35 protein-coding genes are annotated in these 26,650 nt (G+C 47.4%); 18 read left to right on the top strand and 17 right to left on the bottom strand.

Annotated elements, in window-relative coordinates; genetic code table 11:
- A complete protein-coding gene (locus tag ACWQXP_RS06165) occupies positions 1-582 on the bottom strand; it encodes a cell wall hydrolase (protein WP_454061962.1) in 582 nt (193 codons plus the stop codon).
- Between the two features lie 476 nt (positions 583-1,058).
- Between ACWQXP_RS06165 and ACWQXP_RS06160 the strand changes: the two genes are divergently transcribed.
- The 3 genes from ACWQXP_RS06160 to recN all read left to right on the top strand — a co-directional run bounded on the left by ACWQXP_RS06160 (position 1,059) and on the right by recN (position 3,926).
- Complete coding sequence (locus ACWQXP_RS06160; protein WP_454061961.1) at positions 1,059-1,610, top strand: hypothetical protein; 552 nt, start codon at positions 1,059-1,061, stop codon at positions 1,608-1,610.
- 238 nt (positions 1,611-1,848) lie between these two features.
- On the top strand, positions 1,849-2,196 hold the full coding sequence (gene trxA / locus ACWQXP_RS06155) for a thioredoxin (protein ID WP_447968097.1): 348 nt from the start codon (positions 1,849-1,851) through the stop codon (positions 2,194-2,196).
- A 26-nt stretch (positions 2,197-2,222) separates the two neighbouring features.
- Complete coding sequence (gene recN, locus ACWQXP_RS06150; RefSeq protein ID WP_454061960.1) at positions 2,223-3,926, top strand: DNA repair protein RecN; 1,704 nt, start codon at positions 2,223-2,225, stop codon at positions 3,924-3,926.
- A 112-nt stretch (positions 3,927-4,038) separates the two neighbouring features.
- Here the strand turns inward: recN and ACWQXP_RS06145 are convergent, their stop codons facing one another.
- The 5 genes from ACWQXP_RS06145 to ACWQXP_RS06125 all read right to left on the bottom strand — a co-directional run bounded on the left by ACWQXP_RS06145 (position 4,039) and on the right by ACWQXP_RS06125 (position 8,064).
- Positions 4,039-4,851 (bottom strand): AbiJ-NTD4 domain-containing protein, encoded by an 813-nt coding sequence (locus ACWQXP_RS06145; RefSeq protein ID WP_454061959.1) that lies wholly within the window; start codon positions 4,849-4,851, stop codon positions 4,039-4,041.
- Positions 4,852-5,041: 190 nt separating this feature from the next.
- Positions 5,042-5,656 (bottom strand): hypothetical protein, encoded by a 615-nt coding sequence (locus ACWQXP_RS06140; RefSeq protein ID WP_454061958.1) that lies wholly within the window; start codon positions 5,654-5,656, stop codon positions 5,042-5,044.
- Positions 5,657-5,750: 94 nt separating this feature from the next.
- Entirely contained in the window at positions 5,751-6,995 is a 1,245-nt protein-coding gene (locus tag ACWQXP_RS06135; RefSeq protein ID WP_454061957.1) for an IS256 family transposase, read from the bottom strand.
- A gap of 404 nt (positions 6,996-7,399) precedes the next feature.
- The gene (locus ACWQXP_RS06130) at positions 7,400-7,726 is read right to left on the bottom strand and encodes a helix-turn-helix domain-containing protein (RefSeq protein WP_454061956.1); all 327 of its coding nucleotides are present in this window, start codon (positions 7,724-7,726) and stop codon (positions 7,400-7,402) included.
- On the bottom strand, positions 7,723-8,064 hold the full coding sequence (locus ACWQXP_RS06125) for a type II toxin-antitoxin system RelE/ParE family toxin (protein WP_454061955.1): 342 nt from the start codon (positions 8,062-8,064) through the stop codon (positions 7,723-7,725). The genes ACWQXP_RS06130 and ACWQXP_RS06125 overlap by 4 nt, the downstream gene beginning before the upstream one ends.
- Before the next feature lie 212 nt (positions 8,065-8,276).
- Between ACWQXP_RS06125 and ACWQXP_RS06120 the strand changes: the two genes are divergently transcribed.
- On the top strand, positions 8,277-9,008 hold the full coding sequence (locus ACWQXP_RS06120; RefSeq protein WP_454061954.1) for a HalD/BesD family halogenase: 732 nt from the start codon (positions 8,277-8,279) through the stop codon (positions 9,006-9,008).
- Positions 9,009-9,112: 104 nt separating this feature from the next.
- Here the strand turns inward: ACWQXP_RS06120 and ACWQXP_RS06115 are convergent, their stop codons facing one another.
- The gene (locus ACWQXP_RS06115) at positions 9,113-9,865 is read right to left on the bottom strand and encodes a Stp1/IreP family PP2C-type Ser/Thr phosphatase (RefSeq protein WP_454061953.1); all 753 of its coding nucleotides are present in this window, start codon (positions 9,863-9,865) and stop codon (positions 9,113-9,115) included.
- Positions 9,862-10,659: a ribonuclease H-like domain-containing protein gene (locus tag ACWQXP_RS06110; RefSeq protein WP_454061952.1), complete on the bottom strand. Its 798-nt coding sequence runs from the start codon at positions 10,657-10,659 to the stop codon at positions 9,862-9,864. The genes ACWQXP_RS06115 and ACWQXP_RS06110 overlap by 4 nt, the downstream gene beginning before the upstream one ends.
- 328 nt (positions 10,660-10,987) lie before the next feature.
- Between ACWQXP_RS06110 and ACWQXP_RS06105 the strand changes: the two genes are divergently transcribed.
- The 14 genes from ACWQXP_RS06105 (at position 10,988) to ACWQXP_RS06040 (ending at position 20,439) form a co-directional block, all read left to right on the top strand.
- Positions 10,988-11,374 (top strand): cyclophilin-like fold protein, encoded by a 387-nt coding sequence (locus ACWQXP_RS06105; RefSeq protein WP_454061951.1) that lies wholly within the window; start codon positions 10,988-10,990, stop codon positions 11,372-11,374.
- An 8-nt stretch (positions 11,375-11,382) separates the two neighbouring features.
- Positions 11,383-11,664, top strand: coding sequence for a DUF507 family protein (locus ACWQXP_RS06100; RefSeq protein ID WP_454061950.1), 282 nt, complete (start codon positions 11,383-11,385; stop codon positions 11,662-11,664).
- A 58-nt stretch (positions 11,665-11,722) separates the two neighbouring features.
- Complete coding sequence (locus ACWQXP_RS06095; RefSeq protein WP_454061949.1) at positions 11,723-12,013, top strand: DUF507 family protein; 291 nt, start codon at positions 11,723-11,725, stop codon at positions 12,011-12,013.
- A gap of 169 nt (positions 12,014-12,182) precedes the next feature.
- Positions 12,183-12,434 (top strand): hypothetical protein, encoded by a 252-nt coding sequence (locus tag ACWQXP_RS06090; protein ID WP_454061948.1) that lies wholly within the window; start codon positions 12,183-12,185, stop codon positions 12,432-12,434.
- A gap of 21 nt (positions 12,435-12,455) precedes the next feature.
- Positions 12,456-13,343, top strand: a complete 888-nt coding sequence (locus tag ACWQXP_RS06085; RefSeq protein WP_454061947.1) for a hypothetical protein — start codon at positions 12,456-12,458, stop codon at positions 13,341-13,343.
- A 78-nt stretch (positions 13,344-13,421) separates the two neighbouring features.
- On the top strand, positions 13,422-14,804 hold the full coding sequence (gene radA / locus ACWQXP_RS06080; RefSeq protein WP_454061946.1) for a DNA repair protein RadA: 1,383 nt from the start codon (positions 13,422-13,424) through the stop codon (positions 14,802-14,804).
- Positions 14,797-15,618 carry a hypothetical protein gene (locus ACWQXP_RS06075; RefSeq protein ID WP_454061945.1) on the top strand — a complete coding sequence of 274 codons (822 nt, stop codon included), beginning with the start codon at positions 14,797-14,799 and terminating at the stop codon, positions 15,616-15,618. The genes radA and ACWQXP_RS06075 overlap by 8 nt, the downstream gene beginning before the upstream one ends.
- A 62-nt stretch (positions 15,619-15,680) precedes the next feature.
- Positions 15,681-16,373: a tRNA (adenosine(37)-N6)-threonylcarbamoyltransferase complex dimerization subunit type 1 TsaB gene (tsaB, locus tag ACWQXP_RS06070; RefSeq protein ID WP_454061944.1), complete on the top strand. Its 693-nt coding sequence runs from the start codon at positions 15,681-15,683 to the stop codon at positions 16,371-16,373.
- A complete protein-coding gene (rimI, locus tag ACWQXP_RS06065; protein ID WP_454061943.1) occupies positions 16,370-16,900 on the top strand; it encodes a ribosomal protein S18-alanine N-acetyltransferase in 531 nt (176 codons plus the stop codon). Before tsaB ends, rimI begins: the two co-directional genes overlap by 4 nt.
- 86 nt (positions 16,901-16,986) lie before the next feature.
- The gene (locus tag ACWQXP_RS06060; RefSeq protein ID WP_454061942.1) at positions 16,987-17,229 is read left to right on the top strand and encodes a YdcH family protein; all 243 of its coding nucleotides are present in this window, start codon (positions 16,987-16,989) and stop codon (positions 17,227-17,229) included.
- Between the two features lie 72 nt (positions 17,230-17,301).
- Entirely contained in the window at positions 17,302-18,108 is an 807-nt protein-coding gene (tatC, locus tag ACWQXP_RS06055; protein WP_454061941.1) for a twin-arginine translocase subunit TatC, read from the top strand.
- Positions 18,105-19,202 (top strand): ligand-binding sensor domain-containing protein, encoded by a 1,098-nt coding sequence (locus ACWQXP_RS06050; RefSeq protein WP_454061940.1) that lies wholly within the window; start codon positions 18,105-18,107, stop codon positions 19,200-19,202. The genes tatC and ACWQXP_RS06050 overlap by 4 nt, the downstream gene beginning before the upstream one ends.
- Positions 19,203-19,247: 45 nt before the next feature.
- Positions 19,248-19,775 carry a peptidylprolyl isomerase gene (locus ACWQXP_RS06045; RefSeq protein WP_454061939.1) on the top strand — a complete coding sequence of 176 codons (528 nt, stop codon included), beginning with the start codon at positions 19,248-19,250 and terminating at the stop codon, positions 19,773-19,775.
- A complete protein-coding gene (locus ACWQXP_RS06040; protein ID WP_454061938.1) occupies positions 19,768-20,439 on the top strand; it encodes a hypothetical protein in 672 nt (223 codons plus the stop codon). Before ACWQXP_RS06045 ends, ACWQXP_RS06040 begins: the two co-directional genes overlap by 8 nt.
- Positions 20,440-20,979: 540 nt before the next feature.
- On the opposite strand, the gene ACWQXP_RS06035 is transcribed toward ACWQXP_RS06040, so the two are convergent.
- From ACWQXP_RS06035 to thiS, 9 genes are all read right to left on the bottom strand, one after another.
- On the bottom strand, positions 20,980-21,348 hold the full coding sequence (locus ACWQXP_RS06035) for a hypothetical protein (RefSeq protein ID WP_454061937.1): 369 nt from the start codon (positions 21,346-21,348) through the stop codon (positions 20,980-20,982).
- Between the two features lie 127 nt (positions 21,349-21,475).
- Entirely contained in the window at positions 21,476-21,982 is a 507-nt protein-coding gene (locus tag ACWQXP_RS06030) for a Mov34/MPN/PAD-1 family protein (RefSeq protein ID WP_454061936.1), read from the bottom strand.
- Positions 21,983-21,991: 9 nt separating this feature from the next.
- On the bottom strand, positions 21,992-22,792 hold the full coding sequence (gene moeB, locus ACWQXP_RS06025; RefSeq protein WP_454061935.1) for a molybdopterin-synthase adenylyltransferase MoeB: 801 nt from the start codon (positions 22,790-22,792) through the stop codon (positions 21,992-21,994).
- 11 nt (positions 22,793-22,803) lie between these two features.
- Positions 22,804-23,043 carry an NIL domain-containing protein gene (locus tag ACWQXP_RS06020; RefSeq protein WP_454061934.1) on the bottom strand — a complete coding sequence of 80 codons (240 nt, stop codon included), beginning with the start codon at positions 23,041-23,043 and terminating at the stop codon, positions 22,804-22,806.
- A complete protein-coding gene (locus ACWQXP_RS06015; RefSeq protein WP_454061933.1) occupies positions 23,043-23,318 on the bottom strand; it encodes a MoaD/ThiS family protein in 276 nt (91 codons plus the stop codon). The genes ACWQXP_RS06020 and ACWQXP_RS06015 overlap by 1 nt, the downstream gene beginning before the upstream one ends.
- Positions 23,315-24,553, bottom strand: a complete 1,239-nt coding sequence (thrC, locus tag ACWQXP_RS06010; protein WP_454061932.1) for a threonine synthase — start codon at positions 24,551-24,553, stop codon at positions 23,315-23,317. The genes ACWQXP_RS06015 and thrC overlap by 4 nt, the downstream gene beginning before the upstream one ends.
- A gap of 36 nt (positions 24,554-24,589) precedes the next feature.
- Positions 24,590-25,417 carry a HesA/MoeB/ThiF family protein gene (locus tag ACWQXP_RS06005; protein WP_454061931.1) on the bottom strand — a complete coding sequence of 276 codons (828 nt, stop codon included), beginning with the start codon at positions 25,415-25,417 and terminating at the stop codon, positions 24,590-24,592.
- Between the two features lie 73 nt (positions 25,418-25,490).
- A complete protein-coding gene (gene cysK, locus ACWQXP_RS06000) occupies positions 25,491-26,420 on the bottom strand; it encodes a cysteine synthase A (RefSeq protein WP_454061930.1) in 930 nt (309 codons plus the stop codon).
- Entirely contained in the window at positions 26,417-26,617 is a 201-nt protein-coding gene (gene thiS, locus ACWQXP_RS05995; protein WP_454061929.1) for a sulfur carrier protein ThiS, read from the bottom strand. Before thiS ends, cysK begins: the two co-directional genes overlap by 4 nt.
- Between the last annotated feature and the right edge of the window lie 33 nt (positions 26,618-26,650).

The raw sequence follows: 26,650 nt of genomic DNA, 5'->3' as shown, positions 1-26,650 counted from the left end.
TCAGACCTGGAGCCGGCCAGGGGGAACAAAGAACTCATGCCCACCAATCGAGGCAACTTTATGACTGACCGTGGCCCATCTGGGAGTCTCAACTAATCGAGGGTTATAAAATAAGAGTGCGCCTTGTACGATTTTTCTTCCATCCTGTACCATCCGCCAAGCTAGCAAACTATCCTGCATTCGTGATTCACTAATTCTATGCCGAACATCCTCTGGTGTTGCGTGATTCCAGGGTTGAAACTGTAAACGTTTCAGGACGGTGCCTTTCACAGTTCCGTCGCTCTGGTATTTGGCATGCATTCGATTTCGAATGACGGCAGCAACCGCTAATTTTCCAGCAAAACTCTCTCCACGCGCTTCAAGGTAGATCGTGAGGGCTGCAAGTCGGTCGTCAGTGAGCGGTGCGGTGGTTTCAAGGAGAGATTGAGCAACAACTGATTGTAGGTCAGGTTTTTTTTGCACAAGTATGAACGGAGAAAATGCCGCAGAGTTGTTTGTTCCCGTAGGAAGGAGCACGACCAGGATGATCACAATCCCCAAACTCAGAATGAATCGACATAAATGTTTTATTGCGTTCGGCATCTCGTATTCACCATGACTAAAGGGTTGGGGAATCTCAGGTTCATTGCATTTCAATGGGTGCCTGCCTGTCGCAGTTCTATATGGCAAGGGTCATGCCCTGGGAGTTGAGCTATGGCTGTCGTTCATATTTGTTCGTGAATAGCGTATATTGTAGGAGTATTGAGAGAAAACTGGAGCAATAGTGTATAGAACTATTTCAAAAAGTCAATGAAATTGAGGTGTATTCTGTTAAGGAAGTTGACATTTAAAAGATTCATTCTAGATGGTTAAAAAAGGTTTTCGCCGAAATAGACAACAAAATCAGTGACTATTTGGCATGACAAGAATATCGACGACTCTCTGTTAAGTTTTAAAGTACATAATAATAACCGTCGCCTTCAGGCAGAATGATGAGGGAATTTACGATATCGACGTGAAACTGTGAGAAGGCGTCTCTCCTGCTAAGCACGAGCGGACATATTGAGGGAGGTATTGCAATGAATGGTCAACGGATTCAATCTTTGATTGTTGTTGGATTAGTCATCGGGGTATTGATGGCCGGATTTCTTGCACCTCAAAGCGTGTTTGCCACACAACGAATTCAGGATGCTTTATCGGCCTCACATCTTCATCGGGCTAAACTGTATGTGGCGGCAGGAGATTATCGACGTGCGGTTGAAGCTTGTCAGAAGTATTTGGATGAGGTTCCTTCCGTTGAGGGCTATGTGTATCTTGCCTATGTTTATGAGGCGATCGAGGGGTATCTCGCAGATCTACAAAAACGCGATGACTGGGTCAAGGTGGGACAGGTGGCATTAAATCTGACCTCACGAAAACTTATTGACATCATTGACCCACCAAACGTCATGCCACGCATGGCTCGAGAAATGATTCACGAAGGTCTTCGTCAACAATTTGATATCACTTCGGCGATGGCCAATCGACTGGATTCGAAACATACCGAAAAGATGTGGATTCAACAGAATGCTTGGCGAGAAGCCCATCCGGGTGATTGGTGGTCCGGAGTGCCGGAAAAATGGGATTGGTGAAATCGTGAAGCGTCGTTCGTGCCTGCGCGCTGTAGCGCTTTCAGCCTTCGTAGCCACTTCGGCGAAGTAGGCCCGGCGCGCAAGCGTGAAGCGACGGCACGATACGAAATACGAACGACGAGATACGAACTGCGAGCAACGAGATACGCGTAAGAATGTTGACAGTATCCGGAATCTCAGTTTAGGATGAAGACTTGCTGAATTTGGTTTTCACTCATGTATAGCAAAGGGGGCGCGCGTGTCCACATTGGTTGCACAAGCTACGGCAGAAAATTGGGAAACTGAAGTTGCGACATCCTCAGATATTGTGATGGTAGATTTTTGGGCAGTGTGGTGTGGCCCTTGTCAAATGGTTGCCCCTGTCGTCGAAGAATTAGCCCAAGAATATCAGGGCAAACTGAAAGTCATGAAGCTAAACACGGATGAAGTTCCTGAAGTTGCGGGAAAATTCCAAATTATGAGTATCCCGACAATTTTGTTCTTTAAAGGTGGCGAGCCAGTCGAGAAAATCGTTGGTGCTCGCTCTAAACAGCAATTTAAACAAGTGATTGATTCCCTCCTGGCACAGTCATCCGCAACGGCATAAGCCCGTTGCGTCGATGACGGGGTTCTATGCTCACTGAGCTCCGCATTTCCAACTTTGCGCTTATCGATCAATTGCAGCTTGAATTTCCGGAAGGGTTCATCGTCTTCACCGGAGAAACAGGCGCAGGCAAATCGCTCCTTGTTGATGCTCTGGAGCTCATTGCTGGCGGTCGTGCCTCTGCTGAACATATTCGGTCCGGAGCGGAGCAAGCGACCATTGAAGCCGCGTTTGCGTTACCTTCCAACAGTTCACTGATTCCTCAACTTGAGGAGCAGGACCTTTTGAGTGATGGCGAGACCGACCTCATCATCAGGCGAGTCCTTTCCCGCAACGGAAAAAATAAAACCTATATCAATGGGGCTCTTACCCCGATTCAAGGTGTCCAGATCATCACAAGCCGCTTGCTTGATATTCATGGGCAGCATGATCAGCAGTCTCTCTTGTCTGCGCAGGCGCAACTTGACGTCCTAGATGGCTTTGGCCGGACGAAGACGTTGAGAGAGTCGTATGCTCAAACATACCAAGAGTGGCGTCGGCAGGAGCGTGCACTAGCTGACAAGATGACGAAACGTGATGAGCAGGGCCGTCATCTGGAGATGAAACAATTCCAGTTTCAAGAGTTACGAGAGGCGAATCTTCAGGTTGGCGAAGAAGAATTCCTGACCCAAGAACATCAACGCCTTCGTCATCGAGAGCGGATTGGTGAAATTGTGGAGCACGCATATCAACTCTTATATGAAGGTGATGCCTCCGTCATGGAACAGTTGCAGATCATCACAACTCGTATTCAAGAACTTGAGGCGATTGATGTAAGTGTTAGAGAATGGTCGCCGTTAGGGGAAACGGCAACCGTCACGCTTCACGAATATGCAGACCGCCTTCGAAGCTATCGCGATACGCTTGAGTATGATCCGGGACGGCTTGGTGACCTGGATGATCGCATAGCCAAACTTCAGCGATTGAAAAAGAAGTATAGTGCGTCAATCGATGAATTAATTCTGTTGCATGACGAATTGGAAAGCGAACTGAGCGGCAACAGTGATGTTGATCAGCAAATTGAGCAATTACGCCAACAGGTTGAGGGGTTACGTGGCCAAGTAGAAAAAACGGCGCAAGACTTATCAGGAAAGCGTCGTAAGGCAGCAAAGAAATTAGAGAAAAAGATTGCTGAGGAGTTTACCGAGCTGAAAATGAGTAACGTCCGACTCACTGTCCAGATGGATGAATTGTCAGATGTTGAGAAGTTTGGCCCTACAGGGAAGGATACGGTTGAATTCATGTTTTCAGCCAATCCTGGAGAACCGCTACATCCACTGGCAAAGATTGCTTCAGGAGGAGAATTGTCTCGAGTGATGTTAGCCATGAAGGCAGTTCTGTCCGAGGCCGACGAAATCCCCGTCTTGGTGTTTGATGAAGTCGATGCGGGGGTAGGGGGTGGAGTAGGGGGTGTGATCGGAAAACGGCTACGCGATGTCGCTCAATACCATCAAGTCTTTTGTATTACGCATCTTCCACAACTCGCCTCCCAGGCGCACGCCCATTATCACATAGAAAAAGAGTCAGCAAAAAACAAAACAGTGACGCGGGTCCGTCAACTTGCGGAAAAAGGACGTGAGGACGAAATTTCAAGAATGCTGGGGGGAGCGGAAGTCACGAAAGTTATTCGTCAAACTGCAGTGGAGATGCTGAAGAACTCGGCTTCTTCCAAAAAGAGAAAATCTACCTCATAGACCTGTCAGGTTTGTCCGGCTAAGTCCATGTCCTCTGGTCTGTTCCCCTATACACCTTTTCCTCAATTTAAGTGTACCTAAGTAAGCATGATTAGTCGGTGTAAGGGGCGAACTACTGGACATCATGAATCTTTGCCGCCAGATAAGTGCAACACAATGAAGCTGTTCCAACAATCAGTTCTGCCTCTAGGCGCGTTGGTGCTTGTCCTTCGCGCACATGCCGAGCTTTCTCGGAAGCGTATCCCCACAATTTTGTCAAGGCCTCGTCCAATGGCTTCGGGAAGAGGTCGGGGTACCGTTTGAGGATTTCCCCCAATGTTGCTTGTGCGTTCTTACTGACCTCCCTTGCTGTGCACTCCAAAGCTCCCATTGCGTGACTGATGGCTCCAGTAAGGTCAGAGTCAGGGCGCCTCGAAAGGTCTAGCAAGGCTTCATGAATCTCCTTCCGAGCTGTCGGAAGTCCGGCTTGCTCTAGGTTTTCGCGAGCCGCGTCTACTAAAGATGCGAATGCCTCAGGCCCTCGAGTCTCGAGTAGTCCATTGACCATCCGCCAACCGACACCAGCTTCGAAAAAGTATTCGTTGATAAGATCTTGCCACTGCGTCGCCCCCTCAAATTTATCTGATTCTTCAAGGTTTCGGTAGAGAGCCTCGACGAAATCGTAGACACGATACCAAGGACATCCCTCTATGAGATTCCGACACTCGTCCCAGATATTGGGGTATGAACTCCAATTGGATTGGTTAGGTAGTTGGCGCAGGACTGTACATAGTATATCTCGCAAGTCCTCTGGGGTAAGCTTGATTTCGGCCTTTGCTATTTGCAAGATGGCCCCACGTACTTCGTCGGGAGCGTCTTCCCTGATTGTGATTTCGCGCTCATTGGGGCCGTGCCCGAACCGGCGAGAAAAACGTTCTTCCTTCATTGCCTGATCCTGAGTTTTGCAGATCGTATAATTCTTGAATGTATTTAGTCAGTCTATCCTACTTTTTAGGCAAATTTCGTTGAAAGATTATGTAAAGTGTGTGAGGCCTCCATGACCAGATAGGATATTCTGTTACGCTTTATTAAATTATGAATTTATATTTTCTTGTCAAGTGAATGTTCTACCCACTCTAAACATCTATATTATCTGCATTATTTCCTAGTAATACCTGAAAAACTTTTTCAATCATTGGCTGGTACTTCATTAGTCTTGCGGTAATAACATCAAACTTGTGAAGGTGCTTTAAAACCTTTTTCCACGTTGACGAGTTTTTTATGTTTTCTTGCTCTTTCTTGTCCAGGTAGTAGAGTTCTGTAACTTCGGCAAGCATACGTTTGAACGCTTTTTTCAATCCACGGGCACCATGAATGTTGTATCGCGCAATAGCATCTTCGCTCAATCGGATTAACTCGAGGAGTATTTTCTTAAGTGTTAGTGAGACCTCCGCTTTCTCAACTTGTTCCTGTAATTCTCTAATACTCAACCGAATAGCTTCAATGTCGTTGGGAGTTAATTCTTCTTCTGAGGGTAAGCTAGTGGCGCACACTTTAAGTAATGCTCTTTCAGCATCTGTTATACCTCGAACTGGCTGATTGACCGCAGGTACATAAAAAATTTGCACGATACTTGTTAAGCCGTTAAGAAGTACTTCCCGTTGATCATTATTGAGTGCTGGAGTACTGTTCAAATCCTCTATGAATTGTTGATGCAGTCGTTGTATTTCCACCAGCGCAGTCATAGACATTGCACTACGATCCTGCTCCTTCTTGGGCTGGTCGATATCGAATAGCAATTGTGGAAGATAGAGTTATTGTCAAATCTAGTGCACGAAACGTTGCTCACGCGGCGACTGAGTTTGGGCTTGTGTCTTCCATGCCATCAGTCAATTGAATACCTGCGATGACTTTGGGTAACTCTCTAAATCCTCGCAACCGTCGCCAAGTTTTCTCTGCACACTGCCCCAACTTAAACATCATGTGCAGCATCCCATCACGGGTCAGGCATCCCTTGGTGCGGGCCGTCCGATGGCGAATCGTTCCAAACGTCGATTCGATGGGATTCGTGGTGCGCAGACTCGGCCAATGAGCCGCTGGAAACGTATAGAACATCAAGAGCTCTTCTCGATCCTTCTGCAAACACGCCGTGGCCTTGGGATATTTGAGCCCATACGTGTCGAGAAACACGTCAACGGCTTTCTCCGCCAGCCCTTTGCTCTCCGCCCGCCAGATCTCTTGTAAGGCGTGTTTGGCTTTTGGGTGCACGCTTTTCGGGAGTGCATTCAAGACATTCTGCGTCTTATGACACCAACAACGTTGGTGGCGTGTGCCGGGAAAGACTTCTTCCAACGCCGCCCAAAATCCAAGGGCCCCATCACCAATGGCTAACGCGGGGTTGGTGAGCCCTCGTGCTTTCAGATTCAACAGCACTTCGCGCCAACTCTGGGTCGACTCACGCATCCCGTCTTCCATGGCCAACAGATGCTTCTCCCCATGGACATTCATGCCGATCATGACCAAGGCACACAAGCGTTGCGTCTCCGCTCGCAAGCCGCTATAAATCCCATCCACCCAGATATAGACCCATTGGTCAACATCGAGTCGCTGGTGCCGCCAACAGTCATATTCTTCCCGCCAGATCTGCTTGAGCCGCGCCACCGTACTGGCCGACAACCCTTCGGCCTCAGGGCCGACGAGGGCTTCCAGGGCGGGCTGCATCTCTCCCGTGGAAATGCCTTTCAAGTACAACCACGGGATTGCGGCTTCCAGGCTAGCCGTCTTACGCACATACGGAGGAACCAGCGCCGAATGAAATGTAACCGGGGACCCCAGGCGACTTCGCACTTTGGGGACCTGCACCGTCACGGGCCCAATGGCCGTTTGAATGTCGCGCGCTGGATGATGGCCACTGAGGACGACCCTGGCATTTCCCTGCTCATCTCGTTGGTTCGCATAGGTGGCCAAGAGGTCGGCGACCTCCGCTTTCAGTGCCTGGGCAATCAGCTGTTGTGCGCCCGTCCGAATTAAGTCCGTCAGCGAATCTTTCGTGTCTCGATCTTTTTGCTCCGTCTTGGTACGCTCTTGCATCGTGGCGTCTCCTTCTTTTGAGGTTGTGTGTGGATGTCTTGCAACACCCATTGCAACCCGAGACGCCGCGTCTTTTCAACTCACTCCATGCACTACTTTCAAATATAACTCTGGAAGATATTCCCATGCCCTTTGTTGGGGGTCTAATACGTTAAGGACTGCAAGTAGGCGTCCTGCGGAATTATTGTATTGTGGTTTTTTCACGAGACACTTCAACTAACTGATACAAACATTTCTTCAGTATTAAAAATAGGCATTAAAGGGGTCCATGCAATTGAATTTGCTAAGCAGTTACATTTCGATTCATTTTCCCATTCCCTGTCACCATTTGACGATTGGTGTCGTTGCTTGAAATTGCACTATGCATTATAGAGATCCTTAAGTTTTTTGGGCTAAGGCAGAGGTCAAAGCTGTGCATGTGCTTCTACTCGGGCTCGACGGCGAATAGGGCGGACAGTCACTTCAACTTTGTGGTTGAGGTTATTTAAAACCTTAACTAAGCGATCGATCGTAAAGCCTTTCAGATCACCATTTTTGATCCGGCAAATGTCTGCTTGATCAATGCCCGTCTGGAGGGACGCTTGCCGTTGAGACCAGCCTTTTTTGTCGAGAATGTCGATGATGTTTCCACACAAATCTGCTTTGACTAGCTTTGTGTCCGCATCAGGTAACCCGACATCTCCAAAAGGATTGTCACTGCCCCTGATGACTTCCAGTTTTTCTTTCTTCATGATTGTAACTCCCTTTTTAGTTGCTTAATCCTATCCTCTATCACTTCAAGTTCTTTCTTGGGTGTTTTGATGCCTTGAGTCGATTTCTTTTTAAATGCATGGATGACCCACATGTCTTCTCCAAGCTGAACTGCATAGATTGTTCTATACGCATCGCCCTGATAAGGCAGGGCAACTTCCAGAATCCCAGAACCAAAACCCTTCAATGGTTTCGTGAGTTGAGATTTTCTACCTGTGGCCGCGAGTCGAAGTGTAGTCATGATTTGGTCTTGGGCATCAATCGGGAATCGGGTGAAAGTCTTGTGCGCGGCTTTAATCCATGAAATTCTCCTGATCATTAATGAATGATGGTATATTTACCATCATTTGTCAAGGAATATATGTCATAATATTTCAGGCAGATTCAAGTAAGGAATTAGGTGCATGCTTTAAAAGAGATGATTGCACCTAACTATTCATGGTAAATTATTGGAGATTTATAAAAACCGAATGACAACATAGTGTTTCGAGAGATATTGATGATGAACGTAGAAGATTTACGAGAATGCCGATGAACACTATGGCATCGAATATGAAAGAAGAGATCAGTGAGGCCATCAACCGTCAAGATGAACAGGCCTTGTTGCGCAGGTATCACGAACAGGGAGAGTTTTTAGCGCTTGATTCTTTTCTCTCTCAAGAGGCGATTCATGACTTGATGCAGGAGGTTGAGCATGTTCGTCCTCAACTGAACCGCAACTTTATTCCCGGGCATAAAAAAGGCGGAAGCGTCAGCTATTTTATCGTTAAGGAATCAGCTCCGTCACTGATGGCGTTGTATAAAGATCAGGCATTGATTGACTGGCTCAGTCAGCTTGCCGGTGAACGCTTGCTGCCCTGTCCAGAGGATGATCCGCATGCCTGTGCTTTGTATTTTTATACCGAAGCCGGAGACCACATTGGCTATCATTACGATACGTCGTACTACAAAGGTGCGCGCTATACGGTCTTGATCGGCTTGCTTGACCGTTCAACAAGCCGTCTTGAATGTCGATTGCATACCAAAGATCCATCCAAAGAGACAACGGAGTTAACACTGGATACGAAGCCGGGCTCGTTCATCTTTTTTAATGGTGATAAACTTCATCATGCTGTGACGCCGCTTGGGGAAAATGAAGAGCGTATTGTTCTCACGCTGCAGTATGTGACCAATCCTGAAATGGGCCGGTTCAATCGGTGGTTTTCCAATATGAAAGATGCGGTGGGGTATTTTGGGTTGTCAGCATTGTTCCGACGTTCGTAGGGGAAACAACCCGTCGTTCGTTGCTCGTATTTCGTATCTTACCTATCTTAATCTGCTCTTTCGCTTCACGAACGACGCTTCACGAGTAACGATATACGTTTTTTTCAAGTTTCTGCGCCAACCAAGACGACGGTAATATTATCGTCTCCTCCCAGTCGATTAGCTGTTTCCACGAGCTGCTGACAGGCGTCTTTCAGAGAATGATTATGTTGACGAATCACGTTAAAAAATTCCTCGTCTGTCATCATTTTGGTCAATCCGTCTGAACATAGTAATATCTTGTCAGTTGGTTGAAGTGGTTTTGTTTGGACCGAGGCTTCAACGCTTGATTCGATCCCCAGTCCTTTTGTGAGCACGTGTCGAAGCGGGTGGGTGAGTGCTTCGTCTCGTGTAATAATGCCCAGATCAATACGGTCTTCCACTAAGCTATGATCTCGGGTTAACAAGGTTATGGTATCGTCTTGAATAAGATAGGCTCGGCTATCCCCAACGTGCGCGATGGTTGCCTGCCAAGGATTTTCTTCTGTTATCTGTAACACGACAGCCGTCGTGCCCATTCCTGAGTACTCGGGGTATTCTCGTGCATGGGTTCGAATGGCCTGATTCGTTGCTGTGAGTGCGTCGCATAACAGGTGCTCGCGGTCTTCAGTGGTCAATGATTTCTTATTGGCTTGCTGTTGTTCAACGAACGGTCCGATTGTCTCGATGACAAATTGACTGGCGATTTCACCACCGGCGTGTCCCCCCATCCCATCGGCCACAATCCATAAATTCAAGGTGGGATGTATCGCAAAGGTATCCTGGTTGACCTTACGGACTCGTCCGATATCGGTTTGTCCCCATCCTTGCCACTTCATCGTGATTGCTTGGTCCTTGGTTTCATGTAGGCAGGAAGTACTGCTGGTTGAAAACGCTGTTTGAGTTGCTCAAAGATACGTTCGGCAAGGGGCTCAAGATTCTTGACGTCCATCTCATTATATTCAAGAAGCCGAGTCCCCGCATCTTTATCTCCAGTACACCAAGCTTGCCAAAGAAGCACCGCGTCCCATCCTGTCAGGCCTTCAACGTTAGAGGGCCTCTGCAAATCGAACTCTCCTTCAATATGTTTGAGCCCACCTTTATACCCAAGCCGTCTGGCAGCAAAGCACAAGTCAAAATGCGGATGATCGAGTGAAATACGAGGATACTTGGTACGAATATAGGGCAGGTCAAACCCGGAACCGAAAAATGTGACGAGGAGATCATACTGTTCCAGTTCCTCACAAAGTCGGTCGTGGGTCAGGGTATCCTCATGGACGAGTGCCGTCATGCCGTATTTACCGTAAATGCCAACAACGGTAATATAGCCAGAGGCGGCTGGAGCTCCGTTTGTCTCAATGTCCAGAAATGCCGTCTTTTCCCGAAAGGTTTCAAAGAGCCGCCAGTGATCGCGGGCCTTGAGACATTGGGCAAAATATTTCGCGTTGCCACGTTCAAGGTGATAGTGGGCTGTTCTCAGTTCAGCATCGTACAACGCTTTCCGAGCTGTGGGAATGCCAGGAATCCTCGAAGATTCTATGAAGGTTTGCCAGGTGTCAATCCCCTGATCCCAGAGGCGCTGTTCGGTGGATTCGCCAATACCGTCAAGGAAGATAAAAGATGATTCTAGCATGGTGACAGTGAGGCCTTCGTAGAAAATGCTCTTGCAAGGGTGGAACTCATTGTGATCTCGTCGAAATTACGCAGCTGGTTGGATTTCGAAATGGCTGGATATGAGAGGAGTTGCATTCTCGCGTGATGATTCGACGCAGATCAGGTCATATTGTTTGTTGTGAGCATTTTAACCTAAATGAGTTTTCTATGCTGACATGCATTTGTCAAGAACGTGAGTTGTTCACGAATTGCCTGTAGACTGCACGAACCTTGATTTCACTGAAAGGACACGCTACATTCAAAATCATTCGCTTGTGTTCAATTATTCAACGGTAAGGATGATCATTATGGAGTTGCAAGCACGACGTATTCGAATATCGGTTGGCGGTGTCAAGCTAGAAGCGGATCTTAAACCAACGAGAACGGCTCAGGCAATTTATGAGGCATTGCCGATTGAAACCTCAGTTAATATGTGGGGTGAGGAGTTTTATTGTAAGGTCCCGGGCGTGAAAGACCACCGAGAGACGGCGACAACGCAGGTAAAAGTGGGTGATGTGGCTTTTTGGGGAGTTGGCGAGATGTTTGCCGTATTTTTCGGACGGACTCCGATGAGTATTGGGGAAGATCCTGTTCCGGCTGATCGTGTGAATGTCGTTGGGAAAATTATCGGTGATGCGAAAAGTTTCAGGGAAGCTATGGGTGCCACGACCATTAAAGTTGAACCGGTTTCCTGAGTGTTGTCATGCGTTTAAACCAAGAACGTGTTCATACGATTGCTTTAAAAATTCTTCAGCGACTTCAGTCTCAGAAGCATTTGGACGGAATCGGCCCATCGGAATCTCTCGTACGAGCCCTGGAACATGCCATTACCGAAGAACTCACGGTCGAAGATCGATTGAATGCAGAAGTCCGTGAGCTACTGAAGAAGTTTGATGCGGAATTTCAGAGCGGGAAAGCGGATTATCAAAAAATGTTCACAATGGTCAAACAAAAGTTGGTTCGAGAGCGTAGTATTGTTCTGTAACCCAGTGCTGCGTATTGTGTGTAATCGCTTGTCATGCTGGTTCTCTAGGAATTAATAGATGATGATGTCGCCACTACTCTCTGATGAGAAGCAAACGCATTTAGCCCATATGATTCTCAAGTTTCTTCAGACCAGCCGCGATGCCAATTTAAAGGGAGAGTCAACGGCTGTGTTAAAGGAAATCAAGCGGGTGCTGAATGAAGAGATGAAAATTGAGCAAGAGATGACTCAAGCCGTTCGCGCCAAGTTAGAATCGTACTCCCGTCCCATCCCAGAGGGATCTCAGGAATGGGATGTGTTATACCGTAAAACCTATGCCGAAGAACTCCGAAAACGAAACCTCGGCTAGTTTCCTCCCTGTTTCTTTCCCACATCATTTCGTTGATTCAGTTGATCAGGTTTTGCCGTCGTCAGCGGTGAATGCATAGCGAAGGTTCTTTCATGCCTAGAACTCATTGCGAGGCACATGGTAATGTTGCTGGACATCCATGATTGATCATTTGCCTGAGGGGAAATTCATGTCCGAACTTGAAGATGAACGTGAAAAAACATGGCATGGAATTGGGGCAGCCACACTCTCCGTGATTGCCGGATTGGGGCATCTGTATTTAGATATTTCGCGAGGATATTGGTTTATCGTCATATCAATTGTGTTGATTGTCATTGGTGAATACTACTGGCATGTGGCTACGTGGATTTACATTCAATTTGCTATTTTTGCTGCTTTTGATGCGTTCTCATTCGGGAAACGTGGTCGTGGCTTATTTTGAATAAGTATGGAGACCTTGGTGATGGTGGATTTGACACGAAATCTCAGCAGCATGTTCCGGATCGTATTGTTGGTCGCAGTCATGTTGATGCCATGGACCGCAGCGTTGGGGGGGCTGGCGTACGGAGAACGGATAGACGCAAATCTTCTTGTCGAAGATGTCCTGGTTTTGCCGGGAAAACCCACCCAATTGAAAGCTTTTCTCTTTCGTGATGGCTTGTTGGGTAAAAGAATTGGGCTGGGTGGTGAAAATATTGACTTTTTTGTTCAAAAACGATTGATGGGACAGGCAATGACAGGTGGGGATGGGTACGCGTATCTTGAATATACCCCTCGACTTCGCGGGAATTTGACGGTCAAAGCTCAGGTGCGTGAAAGTCCTCGTGTCTCAGATCAACAGGCAACGGGGTTACTCGCGGTTTGGGAGAGACGAAGACCAATTCTCCTAGTTGACCTCGGCGCGTTACTGCCGCCGGATGCTCAGGGGGCGATGGGGAAGTCGTTCATCCAATTACCGTTGGGACGCAACCTCTTGCCCGAACCTGAAATGGATGCCACATTTGAACTCGAAAAACTAGGGGAGTTTTATTACAACCTCGTCTATGTGTATCGATCAAGTGTTGAATCCAATGAAGTTGTGCGTTCATGGTTGAGGAAACATCGCTTTCCAGCGGGAATCCCCATGATGGTTCAACCTGGTCCCAAAGCCTTTATCGCATTTCTTGAGAAACTGGATGAAGACGGCTGGGAAAATGTTTCTGCCGGTATTGGTCGAACGGTTGAATTTGCAGAAGTCTTAGTCGAGCGTCGCATTCAAACCGTCATAATTCAAGAGACTGACAGTAAGAAGACATTTCCAAGACGGGCCAATATTGTGACGGGATGGAAAAAGGTTCGTCGGCATTTGTGAGTCGGTTATCCAAACATTTTCTTTTCCGATATCTCCTCCTTGACGTTGAATCGAACTATTCATTTAATCTGATCAGCTATGTCTAGAAAAACGGTGAGTACGAAAACGACATTCTGTTGCCAATCGTGTGGCTACCAAGCTCCGCGATGGAGTGGCCGATGTCCAGACTGTAACGAATGGAATTCCATGAAAGAGGAGATCATTCGAAAGGCCGGGGCGAATCGTCCTGCTGGTGTTGGCATTGAAACACAAGTTCCCATCCCCATTGGGGACATCAATGGAACAGAAGAGATGCGTCTGCCGACAGGCATTGGGGAGTTAGACCGGGTCTTAGGTGGCGGGGTTGTCCCGGGTTCAGTGATTTTGGTTGGTGGAGATCCTGGCATTGGAAAAACGACCTTATTACTTCAGGCGCTCCCTTCATTGAGTTATGGAAATGGCAATGTTCTCTATGTTTCTGGTGAAGAGTCTGTTCGTCAGATCAAGATGCGTGGTGATCGACTCAATGTGTCGTGTCCATCGCTGTATATTCATGCCGCGACCTCACTGCAGGAAATTCTCAAAGTTGCCAAGGAGCTAGAGCCCCAAGCACTGGTTGTTGATTCGATTCAAACCGTTTTTACCGAAGAGATCAGCTCCGCCCCAGGGAGTGTCAGCCAAGTCCAGGAAGTGGCCTGCCAGCTCATGTGGTATGCCAAACGGACAGGGGTTCCCGTATTTCTTATTGGCCATGTCACAAAAGAAGGGGTCATAGCCGGACCTCGCCTGCTTGAACATATTGTTGACACGGTATTGTATTTTGAAGGTGAGAAGGGACATGCCTACAGAATTCTTCGTGCAGTGAAAAACCGATTTGGGGCAACGAATGAAATTGGTGTGTTCGAAATGAATGATGGTGGGTTGACCGAAGTCGATAATCCGTCAGAGTTATTTTTAAGTGGCCGTCCGGAACAGGGAACAGGATCGGTCGTCGTGTCGAGTCTTGAGGGATCTCGTCCGATTCTCGTCGAGTTGCAAGCTCTTGTTGCTGAGACCGGTTATGCCATGCCGAAGCGGATGGCGAATGGGATAGAACTCAATCGCGTGGCTCTACTTTTAGCTGTCATGGAAAAACGTCTCGGGCTTCATCTGTCTGGTCAGGATGTGTATATCAATATCGTTGGAGGTCTGCAGATCGATGAGCCCACAATGGACCTGGGTATTGTCGTGGCCGTTGTCTCAAGCCTTCGCGATCGTCCGATAGATCCCCGTACGATTGTTCTGGGGGAAGTTGGTCTTGGGGGAGAAGTTCGCCCCGTCAATCAGGTCGAAGTTCGAGTCCGGGAAGCCATGAAGCTGGGCTTTGAACGCTGTTTGCTCCCGGTAGGAAACCTGAAGAAATGGAAGCCGATTTCAGGTATGGAAATGATTGGCATTCAAGAAATTCGTGGTGCGTTTGATCTGGTGATGGCTGATGCCTGATATGGATCGTGGAGGTGGTTGGCCATCGAGCCCGTGGTGGAGGTGTGCACTCTGTCTGCTCATGGGAAGCCTTCTGTTTGAAGGTTGTACAACGATTGCCATTCAACCAGAGCAAACAGTGTCTCATCAGAAATCCCGTGACATTCTTGCGGCATTAAAACTAAAGGAAGCCAGTATTCAAAACCTCAAAGGACTGTTTCAGGCTTCGATTACCGGATCAATTCTGCCGATTTCTAAGACCTTACCAGGGGTGGTGTTTTATACACGACCGAACTCGATTCGCTTGAAAGGATTAACCCCAGTTGGAGGGACCTTTTTTCAATTTATACGAGAAGATGATGCCTATCGGTTAATGATGCCGGCGAGTGGTCGTTTTACGACAGGAAAAATTCAGGAACTAGGGAGAACCGGAGATATTGGACGCGTCGTTGGTTTGAGTTTACGTGCCATGGATGTCGTGCTCGGAAAGATCCCGGGCCTTACCCTTGATCGTCTACACGTGTATGAAGATGACAGAGGGTTTCGTCTAGACATCCCAACCATTACTGACGAGGAACACCCAGATGGTGATGTGTCTCTGACGCGTCTTTGGGTGGATAAGCAACGCTATGATATTCTGTATGTTGAATATTTAGATCAAGAAGAGGAGATGCTTATGAGCATTGCATGTCAGGACTTTCGGATGGTTTCTATCCTGATAGACTCTTCAGAATCGACGATTCATCTCCCGTTTCAGATCAGAGCCGAAGATGATCGGTTATCTGGATCAGTCACCTTGACGTTCCAGGAGCTCGCCGTCAATACCAGACTATGACACGCGTGACGCCGGAACGGTTTCCCTCGTGCTCTGACTATCCTCCGGAAACTCATTAGGCTATGCGAATTCTTGCGATTGAAACGGCGACAAGCCAACAAAGTGTTGCCGTCTTAGAAGGCTCACAGGTCCTGGGGGCTCGTAGTCTTGATGCGCAAGGTTCTCATACGCGACGGCTTATCCCCACTATCGATGATTTACTCGGTTCTCTTCAACTGAAACTTAGCGATTGTTCTGGTCTTGCCGTCTCAATTGGCCCGGGATCATTTACCGGGTTACGAGCTGGGTTAGCAGCGATGGCTGGATTTCGCGCTGCGCTTGATGTTCCCCTTGTGGCAGTCCCGACACTTGAAGCGATGGCCTGGAATGCTCGGACAGACTATAAGCTTGTCTATCCCATGCTTAAAGCTAGGGCGAATGAGATCTATTGGGCGGGGTTTCGGTGGGAAACAGGAGAGCTGGTACGTGTAACGGATGATCAAGTCGGGTCGATTGAAAAGATGGTTCAATCACTGAAGGAGCCGGCTTTGGGTTTTGGAGAAGGCTGGCTTCATTACCAGGAAGCTATTCTTGAGCAGTCAACGCTATTCAGTTCCGCACCGTCGGATGTACATGTGACGAGTGCGGTGAGTGTCGGTTTGGCGAGTCTTCAACGATTTGAATGTGGTGATGTGGCAGAAGTTGGAATAGCGCCGCGCTATATTCTCCCTCCATATGCTGAACCTCAAAGAAGCAAGAGTCAGGCTCAACCATGAACAAGGGACGAGATGTGAGTAATCTCTCAATTTCTCAAGCATCGCTTGAAGATCTTGATGAATTGGAAGCTCTTGAAGGTAGGGTGTTTACAGTGCCATGGTCTCGAAAATCATTTGAAGCTGAGTTGAGTGGCAACGAATTTAGTCTGATATTTGTTGCGCGTTGTTGTGCGGACGCTTCTAATCAAGCCTCACACGATACGCCCTCAACACCACGGATGGTTGGGTATATTTGTGCATGGACCGTTTTTGAAGAACTACGTTTTATGAATATCGCGGTTGAGGCTGATATGAGGCGGCGAGGGGTCGGCTCAGAATTATTAAAGAAAATCATGGAGATGGGCGTGAGTTACGGGGCTCAACGTGCGCTCCTGGAGGTTCGGGAGTCGAATTATCCCGCCCAAACGCTCTATGGTCGTTTTGGGTTTACCTCATACGGGACGCGACGTCACTACTATACGAATCCTATCGAGGATGCTATGCTTATGGCACTGGAGCCTCTCGTCCTACCGAGCGCAGAACCCTGAGAAATTACCTTTTAGTGCTCGCGAGTCTTTAGAGGAACAGGAGGCCTCGTCTTTTTCATGAATTACTCAACATAAGGAGGGTTCTCATGGTGACAGACGAAGAAATTGCGGCACAGCTTCGAGCCTCTAACTCGGAATTTCGTGAATTAGAGGAAGCTCATCAGCGACTTGATGATGAACTACAAGGGTTGCTCAAAAATCATGTCCTGACTCCGCAAGAGGAAACCTTAAAGAAACAATTACAGAAGGAAAAGTTGGGGAAAAAAGATCGTATGGCCTGGTTGGTCCGTCAACATCGAGATGATTCGTGTGATGTAGCCGTTTCTTAAGAATCTAAGAGGTCCATGGAGTGTTGGTCGCCTTCCATGGGCCTTACGCCTTCTTCCCCTTGCAATGCTATTATGCCCACCCTTGCTCATCCGTTAAATCGACACGTTTCAGAACTCAAAAGACGACTGATCATCATCGGGGCGACGGTGTTAGTCGCCTTTATGATCGCGTTTTCCTATTCTCCCGTGTTGATAGATTGGTTTAAACGACCATTTGAAGATACGCTCATTTTTTACTCCCCCGCTGAAGCCCTGTTTGCATCCATTAAGATTTCGTTTTTAGCGGGAATTGTCGCGAGTTTTCCGGTCATTCTCTACCAGTTTTGGAAATTCATTGAACCAGCGTTACTCAAAAAAGAGCAGGGTTGGGCTATTCCACTCTTCTGTTTAGGACTGGCGTGCTTTGTGCTTGGGCTTGTGTTTTGTAATCTGATTATCCTGCCCCTGGTCATTGATTTCTTTGTTTCCTTTGGCATGGATCGATCCATCAGTCCGGAATTAGCCGTCGGAACCTATGTTGATTTTAACGTGAAGTTTCTTTTGGCTTTCGGGTTTGCGTTTGAAATTCCATTAGTCGTATCACTGCTGGCTCGGGCCGGATTCGTCGCCCCAGCCATGCTAGTCCAATATCGAAAACATGCAGCCATGATCGCGCTGATTCTTTCTGCCATCATCACTCCGGATGCAACGCTCTTTACAATGCTTCTCATGGCTGTTCCGCTCATTGTCCTCTATGAGATTGGAATCATCGGAGCGAAAGTGTTTTGGCAACCAAGGCCAGCCGCCCATGCTTCTGAAGAAGCAAGTGACGATGAAGAGGTCGTGCCATCGGTTTCCTCAGCCACAGTCGTTCCACCAAACGAAGGACGGGACGAATGATACGAACCGCCTACAATCGGCTTGTCCAGCTATCGGATATATTTCTCAGTCTTGCGGTCAGTACGCTCCTTTCTTTTTCCCTATTAGGGTTTTCTTGGGATGCTGCACGTACGCAGTCGACGCCTCGCATACATGGAGATTCGTCTGATCAAGAGGGAGAGGCATTTTCCCCAAGTGTGCAGGCCCTAGCCATGACCAAAAACGGCGTCGTGTTTGCGGGGTCATTTGGGACTGGTGTGTTTCGTAGTGACAATCAAGGTGAATCATGGGAATCCATGAATGAAGGTTTATCGGATCGTTTTCTTCTCTGTTTAGCTGCGGATGCGCAAGGGCGGGTGTATGCTGGAACGGTTCGTGGTGGGGTCTTTCGGACAACCGCCGATGGCCAGCAGTGGGAAACGATAAGTCAAGGACTCAAGCGCGTTGAAGTGAAGTCTCTGCTCGTCAATTCCAATGGTATCTTTGCAGGAACCGGACGCGGAATTTATCGATGGAATGAGTCCCTGCAAACATGGAGCGCGATCGCCGATGAACTGGATCAATTATTGATCGCCAGTATGGCCATGGTTGAGGATCATATTCTTCTTGCCGCGACTGCGGGGAAAGGGCTGTTTCGATATGATGTCAGCGGCGAGACCGCATCGAAGTGGCAAGGAAAGTCATCAGAATTGGTTGATCCGAAGGAACGCTTGCATCATCGATTTCTACGAATTGTTGCGACAGGAAAGAAGGATTATATTTTTTTAGGCACCCAAGACGGTGGGATCTTTAGAAGTACTGATCAAGGAGCTACTTGGCATACCATCAGTCGAACGCTTCCCAATGATTCGATCCGAGGCATAGTCTCGGATGACTCCGGATTGTATGTCGGGACCGGTCGAGGTATTTATCAACTCGATGAAAAAAGTCGAAGGTGGAAGGCGAAGAATACCGGGTTAACAGAAATGGCGATTGAAACATTGATGCTGACACCAGATGGTGTGTTGTATGCTGGGACGAGTGCCGGGGCCTTCCGAAGTGATAACAGGGGAACAAACTGGGTCAATATCAGTCAAGGATTGGGGCAACAAACCCTGAGGTCTGGGCCATTTTAAGTTTATCGGTCATTGTCATTTCTAATATGCGAGAAAGGGTCATGCATGAGTAACGTAGAAGAAGTAAGCGAACACACACGAGCGATCATTTCGGTATCGGGTCATGGCGAAGCGTGGGGCGATATTCAACTGAAGTTTTATGCCGATCTTGCTCCCAAACATGTAAGCAATATGGTGAAATTGGCCAATGAGAAATTTTATGATGGTACGACATTTCATCGAGTGATTCCAGGATTTATGATTCAAGGCGGTGATCCGAACAGTAAGAGTTCTGATCGTACCACTCATGGGACTGGAGGTCCTGGGTACCGAGTGGCTGCGGAGTTTAACAAACAGCCTCACAAACGGGGCGTACTTTCAATGGCACGGGCTCAAGATCCTGATAGTGCCGGGTCACAGTTTTTTATCTGTGTGGCGGATGCGAATTTTCTCGATGGTCAATATACGGCCTTTGGAGAGGTCGTCAGTGGTATGGAGGTGGTTGATCGGATTGTTGACATGAAACGAGATGATCGAGATAATCCGCATGAGCGTGTCGAAATGACGATATCCATTTCGCAAGCCAATGGCTAACCGTTTAATTCTGCTTGGGGTGCTGTGCTGTTTCCTTACTGGAGGCTGTGCGGCGCCTCAGTTGTATTCTCGTGTGGTGTATGAAGACCCCGCTTCCTTTGTTCGGCTTGAACTTTCTCCCACTGCGCACTCAGATGAGCCTGAGACGTTGCATGCACATCCAACGCATTTAACAGAAGAGCAACTCACACAAATATTCAAAGGTTTATTAATTAGGGAAACCCGATCCGCTCTCCTGTTATTGTTTATGGATCAGGCTCCGATTTTGCCGGCTTTTACGGAAAAAGAAGTGGCGTTTCTTACGCAACATATTGGAAAGGCGCTACGGCTGGTCGTTCCAGAAGAAGTTGTGACGTTTTATCTCAGCCGACCGTTGAATGCGACGACGCGAGAAGTCACGTCAGGGTCGGTTTTTATTCAGAAACAACAGTTCCACTTTATGCTGAGTAATTATCGAACTGTCTATAGTATTCCGCCGTTTGGCATGATCTATGATCGTCGTTACCCATCTTATTCTCTCGCCCCGAGAACGCTTGATGTCTTATTTGAGCCTGTAGACTACACCATACCGAATACGGTCAGTTTTTTTGAAAGCCTCGTGGGAGAGGCCCATGAAGAAGCAATTATTCTCGATCTCTCTCGTTTTTCTAGCCTACGTTTATAAATTTTCCCTTCTCTATCTACTGTCTTATGTCGTCCTATCTCATTCCTAGGTAGTTTCTCTTGGTCATTCTATGCTATCAGGTAAGTCGTTATCTGTTCGCGAATAATCCTCTGCCAATTTCAGGTCGCGTCGCAAAGTCTTTGATGGAAAGTCCTTCTGTAATGGACGATTTCCCGGTGTCAGATGCGTCTGTGATTAAAAATTTTGGCATTGTTTTTTGTGCTTCATATCGATTTAAACCGAACCATCTTTTGACGATTAATCTGTTTCGAGAGGTTGTAACAATCGGCTTTAGATCAGACGGCGACTGCAAATTTTGTGAAGTTTTTTCAGCTTTTCTGTCAGCAACACCCGTTTCGGCGAATGCCGTAGGCACTATTTAGTGGGATATTTCTGGAGCGAAGCTCTTAGGGAGGGTGGTGGAACATCCGTTCCACCAAGCTGTTAAGTAATTCAATGAGCGTAATATTTTGAATATTTCAATGTTCTTATCATGAGTACTCATTCCATCATGATCACACATTTAGATTTTTGATAGTTTCATTGTTTTTGGCAGGTTTTCCCGTCAAACAATTTACACGGAGACTGACTCCTTGCCAGTTTCCAGGTCTTGAGAAGGGGAGGTAAATTGTCAGGTCGAAATTCAACCATCACGTCAATCATGTCCCCAAGGCTTAATGTTTTAAGGTGAGGTTTGACGTGATCTTCAACTTGGACCCAGAGGATGCCTGAATCGGTCGTGATGAGGATAAAGCCTTTTTCCATTTCAATACGAACAATCGGACTGTAATAGCTTTTCGTATCTCCGGGGGTTTGCGACGCGACGACCACCATAGGAATTGTTAGTAAGGACACGATAATAACAAGAAAAAGAATCCGAATGCACCAAGTTCGGAATGGGGTAACCATAAAGAATGCCTCCAGCTAAGTTGACCTTCTGAGGATGCTTATTATGTCAGGCTACGATCGCGTAAGTCTATAAAGTTTTGCGGTATTTATGAAGAATTTATATGAATTCTAGAAGAAAAAAACGGATTTAGGAAACAGTGGTGGAGACTTCAGTCGCTTCATGATTCCGAATACGAAATGCCCGAATATCAGGCGAGTCTATATTCAGGAGCGAGATAATAATGTGGAGGGGTTCAGGAAGATTAAGTTTTTCACGATAGCCTTCAAATTCCATTGCGATGGTGATATCGGTTTGCGATGGGCGAGCCGGACTCATGGTGTGGGAATGGTAAAATGCTTGAAGGCTGATGCCGTGCTCTCGAATATCCCGCAACGCTTTTCCCATTTCGTGCGAGTCCATTTGAAAGGCAATGTCAGCACGTTCTTCCGGGGAAAGTTGCTTCAGGTCGGAGAGTTTAGGCGCATCGAATCGAGTCAATTCATCTTCCGATAGGTTTGCGAGAATATTGGTAATACGATAGTGCTGAGAGACGGATTCAAGCTTTCCACCAAGGATGCCGCAGCATTCATGAGGCGTGAGTTCACGTGCGTGAGCAATCATATCTTCAGCAATGGCCGCAGGAATGGTCAGCATGGACAATAACTAGATACTACAGGACACGTCATACTCTTGGAGTGTTGTGATCGATGGGTTGGGGCCGCACAGTGAGCAATCTGGCGCTTTAGGACGTTTCACATTTCGGAACGTCATATCCAGCGCATCATATAGCAACAGTCGAGTCGCAAGGGATTCGCCAAGGCCTAAAATCTCCTTAATGGCTTCATTGGCTTGGAGGACACCAATTGTTCCGGCAAGGACTCCAAGCACACCTGCTTCTTGGCAGTTGGGTACCAGTCCAGCTGGAGGGGGCTCAGGATACAAGCATCGATAACACGGATGGCCTTCATGAGGTTTAATGGTTGCGAGTTGTCCTTCGAAACGAAAGATACTTCCTGAGATCAGCGTCTTTTTCTCAAAGTAGCACGCATCATTCACCAGAAACCGTGTTGAGAAATTATCCGAACCGTCAAGCACGATATCGTAATTTTGAATCAGCTTGGAAATGGATTCTGCATTGACATGTTCGGTATAGAGGTTGAGTTGGACGTCAGGGTTCAGGGCAGAGAGCATGGTTTTGCCTGACTCAACTTTCAATGTCCCGATTCGATCGGTCGTATGAAGAATTTGACGTTGAAGATTTGAAAGATCGACGACATCTCCGTCCGCGAGTCCTAACGTGCCGATCCCTGCTGCGACAAGGTAGAGCGCCGCCGGTGATCCCAGTCCTCCTGCACCGATCACCAGGACTTTAGCGTTTCGAATTTTTTGTTGGCCTTTGCCTCCGACATCATTCAAGATGATATGTCGGCTATACCGTTGAATTTGTTCGTCAGTGAATTCCACGTGTGCGGTTCCTACTCCACAATGTTAAGTTCGATTGGATCAACAATGCATCCTTTGTCGCGAAGTCCCGAGATGGCTCGATCAATTTCATCAACCTCTCCCGTAAACTCGACGTCGAGCCACCCGGTTGTTTCACGAACGTCGGCTCGGCGAATGCTGGTCATGACTTTAAACTCTTGTCCAATTTCATAGAGAATAGGGTCAGGAATTTTCTCTTCTGGGTATCGAATATGGAATCGTAATTTGGCCATTATGTCCCTCCTGCGATGGCGGGAATAATCGAGACTTCATCCGTGTCTTTCAGCGGTGTATTCTTCCCTTCAAGGAAACGTATGTCTTCTTCATTTAAATAAATGTTCAAAAAACGACGAATTTCTCCGGTTTCATCGCAGAGCCGTTCTTTAATCCCTGGATACGACGTTTCTAAACTTTCAATCATCTCAGAAATGTTCGATGCTTGAACTTCTACCTCGCTTTTTCCGCCAGTTTTTGGTCGAAGCGGGGTGGGAATGCGAACTTTGGTCATGCCGGCTCCTCTAATTCAAATTTCTTAGTAAAGTGAGACAAGCTCGGTTGGATACGAATTGGACGTCCCACAGAGTCAATTACCGCTTCCTGTGTCTTTAGTCCATTGCCGGTTATATAGGCCACAGTCACATCATGTTTCTTGATGAGGCCCTGTTTGGCTAGCTTGCGGAGCACGCCAATGGTTACTCCTCCAGCGGTTTCAGCAAAAATTCCTTCCGTTTGAGCCAGAAGCTTAATGCCTTCAACGACTTCGTCGTCAGTCACAGAGTCCATAGCACCATGACTTTCTGCAACAGTTTTTAACGCATAATATCCGTCAGCTGGATTTCCAATTGCCAGAGATTTTGCAATGGTATTCGGCTTCACCGGCTTAAAGAAATCTCGCCCGTTTTTATAGGCTGTTGCAATCGGAGAACATCCTTCGGCTTGCGCTCCATTGACTTTTGTCGCGACTTGATCAATCAAGCCAAGTTTTTCAAACTCTTTGAGGCCCTTCCAGATTTTTGTCAAAAGGGAACCAGAAGCCATGGGGACCACAACTTGATCCGGCGCGCGCCATCCCAGTTGCTCTGCGGTCTCGAATGCCAGAGTTTTTGACCCTTCAGCATAATACGGACGAACATTGATGTTGACAAAGGCCCATCGTCGTTCTCCGGCAATTTCACTGCAAAGCCGATTCACGTCGTCGTAGGTCCCTTCAATTTCGATGACATTGGGACGATAAATTAAATTCCCAAGGACTTTAGCGGCTTCAAGATCGCCAGGTATGAAGACGTAACATTTCATGCCGGCAGATGAGGCATGTGCCGCAACAGAATTGGCTAAATTTCCCGTGGAGGCGCAAGCGACCGTTTCAAATCCCAACTCACGCGCACGGGTTAAGGCAATGGCAACTACTCGATCCTTAAAGGAAAGCGTGGGGTGATTCACACAATCATTCTTGATGTAGAGTTCGTCAATGCCAAGATAGGCGCCTAGGTTATGAGCCCTGACTAATGGCGTGAGCCCGGCGTATTTTCCAACTGTGGGCTGTCCTTCGACAGGCAGTAGGTCAATGTAACGCCAAAGGCTTTTCGGACCTGCCTCAATTTTTTCACGTGATATGGAAGACTTGATTTCATCATAGTCGTATTTGACTTCCAATGGGCCAAAGCAGAGTTCACAAACATGAATGTCTTTGGTTGGATATTCCTTGCCGCATTCGCGACAAACGAGTGATTTCATTTTAGCCATAAAACTATCCTCCCACTTTAGGGGGTGTGGGTAATATTACGAGACGCTGATGCCAGCAGGGGGTTGCAGTTGACAGGCTTCTTGCTCGTAGTCAATTAATTCTGTGATCGTTGGTTTTGGCCCACAGAGCTGGCACTTCGGGTTTTGTTTGGTACGAATTTCCCTAAAGGTGGTTGTCTGTGCATTAAAGTCTAATATTCTATTGGTCAAAGGCTCTCCAATGCCCAAGATGAGTTTCAGGGCTTCAGTAGCCTGTGTCATGCCAATGATTCCGGCAACGACACCGATGATTCCAGCCTCCTGACATGTGGCCACAAGGCCAGGTGCGGGTGGTTCTTTGAATATGCAACGAAAACAGGCAGATTGCCCAGGGATAATTGTGAACACTCGTCCGTCAAATCGAAGAATGCCACCATGAATCAGGGGTTTTTTCGCAAAAAAACAGGCATCGTTCATCAGGAATTTTGCAGGGAAATTATCGACGCCATCGATGATGACATCATATTGACTGATGAGTTCCAATGCATTGCGAGAAGTCAGTCTGTCCTCATAAACTTCGACATTGACGTCTGGGTTTAACGCCAGGATTTTTTCTTTGGCGGAGGTTACCTTGGGGCGATTCACATCAGATGTGTGATGTAAAATTTGACGTTGCAGATTTGATAAGTCGACGACATCGCTGTCAATCAATCCTATCGTACCAATGCCGGCGGCTGCGAGGTATAACGCGGCAGGTGACCCAAGTCCACCGGCTCCGACAAGAAAAATTCTGGCGTTGGCAAGTTTTTTCTGTCCCTTGCCACCGACCTCTGGCAGAAGGATGTGGCGGCTGTATCGATTGATTTGATCTTCAGAAAAGTCCATGTCTGTACTCGGCGATATTTTGCGATGTGCTCCTGATCTTTTTCCGTACTGCAGGAGTTCAGATGTGTGTCAATTAAATATTAAAGTATTTTTCCATGCTTAAGTACCGTTCACCCGTATCGCATAGAACGGTGACCACATGTTGATCCGGTTGCATTTGCGCAGCAACTTTTTGTGCCGCAAAGACATTGGCTCCTGCTGAAATGCCGACCAAGAGCCCTTCCTTTTTCGCCAATTGTTTGGTGTATTGATAGGCCTCTTCATCTGACACCGTCATAATCTCATCCACAATCGTACGATTCAGTACTGTTGGAATGAAGCCAGCCCCGATTCCTTGGATTCGATGCGGTCCTGGTTCTCCTCCTGATAGAACCGGAGAGCCGGTCGGTTCTACGGCAATAATCTTGGCTGAGGGATTGTGTTCCTTAAAATATTCTCCGCACCCGGTAATCGTTCCACCGGTTCCAACCGCGGCAACAAACGCGTCGACCTTCCCATTGAGTGCTTCCCAAATTTCTGGGGCCGTCGTCTTTTTGTGTACAGCAGGATTTGCCTGATTGGAAAATTGATCAGGCATAAAATATTCTGGGTTTTGACTTAAAATGCTTTCAGCCTCTTTAATCGAACCCCGCATTCCTTCTCGAGCTGGCGTGAGAACCAGCTGTGCCCCATAAGAGGACAAGAGACTGGCTCGCTCCAGACTCATCCCTTCCGGCATGACGAGGATCAATTTATAGCCGCGGACTGCCGAGACTAATGCTAACCCGATTCCTGTGTTTCCACTGGTTGGCTCAACAATCGTTCCGCCTGGTTTGAGCCGACCTTGACTCTCCGCCTCATCAATCATATTGAGGCAGATCCGGTCCTTGACACTACCGCCGGGGTTATAAAACTCAGCTTTTCCATAAATCGTCGCTCCTCCAGGGGGGGAGAGACGATTCAATCGAACCAACGGGGTCGATCCAATACCTTCTGTAATGTGAGTTAACCGGAGTGCGTTCACTGACCGCCACCCATAAAAAACAAAAACTCCAATTTATCGCCATCTTTGACTGTGGTGGTTGTCATGTGTTCTCGCTCAATCACTTCAGTATTTAACTCGACCGCAACAAGTTGTGGATCAATTTCCTTCACTTTGAGGACATCAGAAACCGTGCTTGCGTCAATTGTTTCTGGTTTACCGTTTATGCTGATTTGCATTGAAAACTCCATGCTTTTTGGAGATAGAACCTA

Source organism: Candidatus Nitrospira salsa, from assembly GCF_965152625.1.
Note: the sequence above shows the minus strand (reverse complement) of the source record. Positions and strands in the feature narration are given on the sequence as shown.

Excerpts from the sequence above, each read along its gene's own strand:
- ACWQXP_RS06165 (WP_454061962.1), bottom strand. The coding sequence starts at position 582 with ATGCCGAACGCAATAAAACATTTATGTCGATTCATTCTGAGTTTGGGG.
- ACWQXP_RS06160 (WP_454061961.1), top strand. The coding sequence starts at position 1,059 with ATGAATGGTCAACGGATTCAATCTTTGATTGTTGTTGGATTAGTCATC.
- recN (WP_454061960.1), top strand. The coding sequence starts at position 2,223 with ATGCTCACTGAGCTCCGCATTTCCAACTTTGCGCTTATCGATCAATTG.
- ACWQXP_RS06145 (WP_454061959.1), bottom strand. The coding sequence starts at position 4,851 with ATGAAGGAAGAACGTTTTTCTCGCCGGTTCGGGCACGGCCCCAATGAG.
- ACWQXP_RS06140 (WP_454061958.1), bottom strand. The coding sequence starts at position 5,656 with ATGTCTATGACTGCGCTGGTGGAAATACAACGACTGCATCAACAATTC.
- ACWQXP_RS06135 (WP_454061957.1), bottom strand. The coding sequence starts at position 6,995 with ATGCAAGAGCGTACCAAGACGGAGCAAAAAGATCGAGACACGAAAGAT.
- ACWQXP_RS06130 (WP_454061956.1), bottom strand. The coding sequence starts at position 7,726 with ATGAAGAAAGAAAAACTGGAAGTCATCAGGGGCAGTGACAATCCTTTT.
- ACWQXP_RS06125 (WP_454061955.1), bottom strand. The coding sequence starts at position 8,064 with ATGATCAGGAGAATTTCATGGATTAAAGCCGCGCACAAGACTTTCACC.
- ACWQXP_RS06120 (WP_454061954.1), top strand. The coding sequence starts at position 8,277 with ATGAACACTATGGCATCGAATATGAAAGAAGAGATCAGTGAGGCCATC.
- ACWQXP_RS06115 (WP_454061953.1), bottom strand. The coding sequence starts at position 9,865 with ATGAAGTGGCAAGGATGGGGACAAACCGATATCGGACGAGTCCGTAAG.
- ACWQXP_RS06110 (WP_454061952.1), bottom strand. The coding sequence starts at position 10,659 with ATGCTAGAATCATCTTTTATCTTCCTTGACGGTATTGGCGAATCCACC.
- ACWQXP_RS06105 (WP_454061951.1), top strand. The coding sequence starts at position 10,988 with ATGGAGTTGCAAGCACGACGTATTCGAATATCGGTTGGCGGTGTCAAG.
- ACWQXP_RS06100 (WP_454061950.1), top strand. The coding sequence starts at position 11,383 with ATGCGTTTAAACCAAGAACGTGTTCATACGATTGCTTTAAAAATTCTT.
- ACWQXP_RS06095 (WP_454061949.1), top strand. The coding sequence starts at position 11,723 with ATGATGATGTCGCCACTACTCTCTGATGAGAAGCAAACGCATTTAGCC.
- ACWQXP_RS06090 (WP_454061948.1), top strand. The coding sequence starts at position 12,183 with ATGTCCGAACTTGAAGATGAACGTGAAAAAACATGGCATGGAATTGGG.
- ACWQXP_RS06085 (WP_454061947.1), top strand. The coding sequence starts at position 12,456 with ATGGTGGATTTGACACGAAATCTCAGCAGCATGTTCCGGATCGTATTG.
- radA (WP_454061946.1), top strand. The coding sequence starts at position 13,422 with ATGTCTAGAAAAACGGTGAGTACGAAAACGACATTCTGTTGCCAATCG.
- ACWQXP_RS06075 (WP_454061945.1), top strand. The coding sequence starts at position 14,797 with ATGCCTGATATGGATCGTGGAGGTGGTTGGCCATCGAGCCCGTGGTGG.
- tsaB (WP_454061944.1), top strand. The coding sequence starts at position 15,681 with ATGCGAATTCTTGCGATTGAAACGGCGACAAGCCAACAAAGTGTTGCC.
- rimI (WP_454061943.1), top strand. The coding sequence starts at position 16,370 with ATGAACAAGGGACGAGATGTGAGTAATCTCTCAATTTCTCAAGCATCG.
- ACWQXP_RS06060 (WP_454061942.1), top strand. The coding sequence starts at position 16,987 with ATGGTGACAGACGAAGAAATTGCGGCACAGCTTCGAGCCTCTAACTCG.
- tatC (WP_454061941.1), top strand. The coding sequence starts at position 17,302 with ATGCCCACCCTTGCTCATCCGTTAAATCGACACGTTTCAGAACTCAAA.
- ACWQXP_RS06050 (WP_454061940.1), top strand. The coding sequence starts at position 18,105 with ATGATACGAACCGCCTACAATCGGCTTGTCCAGCTATCGGATATATTT.
- ACWQXP_RS06045 (WP_454061939.1), top strand. The coding sequence starts at position 19,248 with ATGAGTAACGTAGAAGAAGTAAGCGAACACACACGAGCGATCATTTCG.
- ACWQXP_RS06040 (WP_454061938.1), top strand. The coding sequence starts at position 19,768 with ATGGCTAACCGTTTAATTCTGCTTGGGGTGCTGTGCTGTTTCCTTACT.
- ACWQXP_RS06035 (WP_454061937.1), bottom strand. The coding sequence starts at position 21,348 with ATGGTTACCCCATTCCGAACTTGGTGCATTCGGATTCTTTTTCTTGTT.
- ACWQXP_RS06030 (WP_454061936.1), bottom strand. The coding sequence starts at position 21,982 with ATGCTGACCATTCCTGCGGCCATTGCTGAAGATATGATTGCTCACGCA.
- ACWQXP_RS06020 (WP_454061934.1), bottom strand. The coding sequence starts at position 23,043 with ATGGCCAAATTACGATTCCATATTCGATACCCAGAAGAGAAAATTCCT.
- ACWQXP_RS06015 (WP_454061933.1), bottom strand. The coding sequence starts at position 23,318 with ATGACCAAAGTTCGCATTCCCACCCCGCTTCGACCAAAAACTGGCGGA.
- thrC (WP_454061932.1), bottom strand. The coding sequence starts at position 24,553 with ATGGCTAAAATGAAATCACTCGTTTGTCGCGAATGCGGCAAGGAATAT.
- ACWQXP_RS06005 (WP_454061931.1), bottom strand. The coding sequence starts at position 25,417 with ATGGACTTTTCTGAAGATCAAATCAATCGATACAGCCGCCACATCCTT.
- thiS (WP_454061929.1), bottom strand. The coding sequence starts at position 26,617 with ATGCAAATCAGCATAAACGGTAAACCAGAAACAATTGACGCAAGCACG.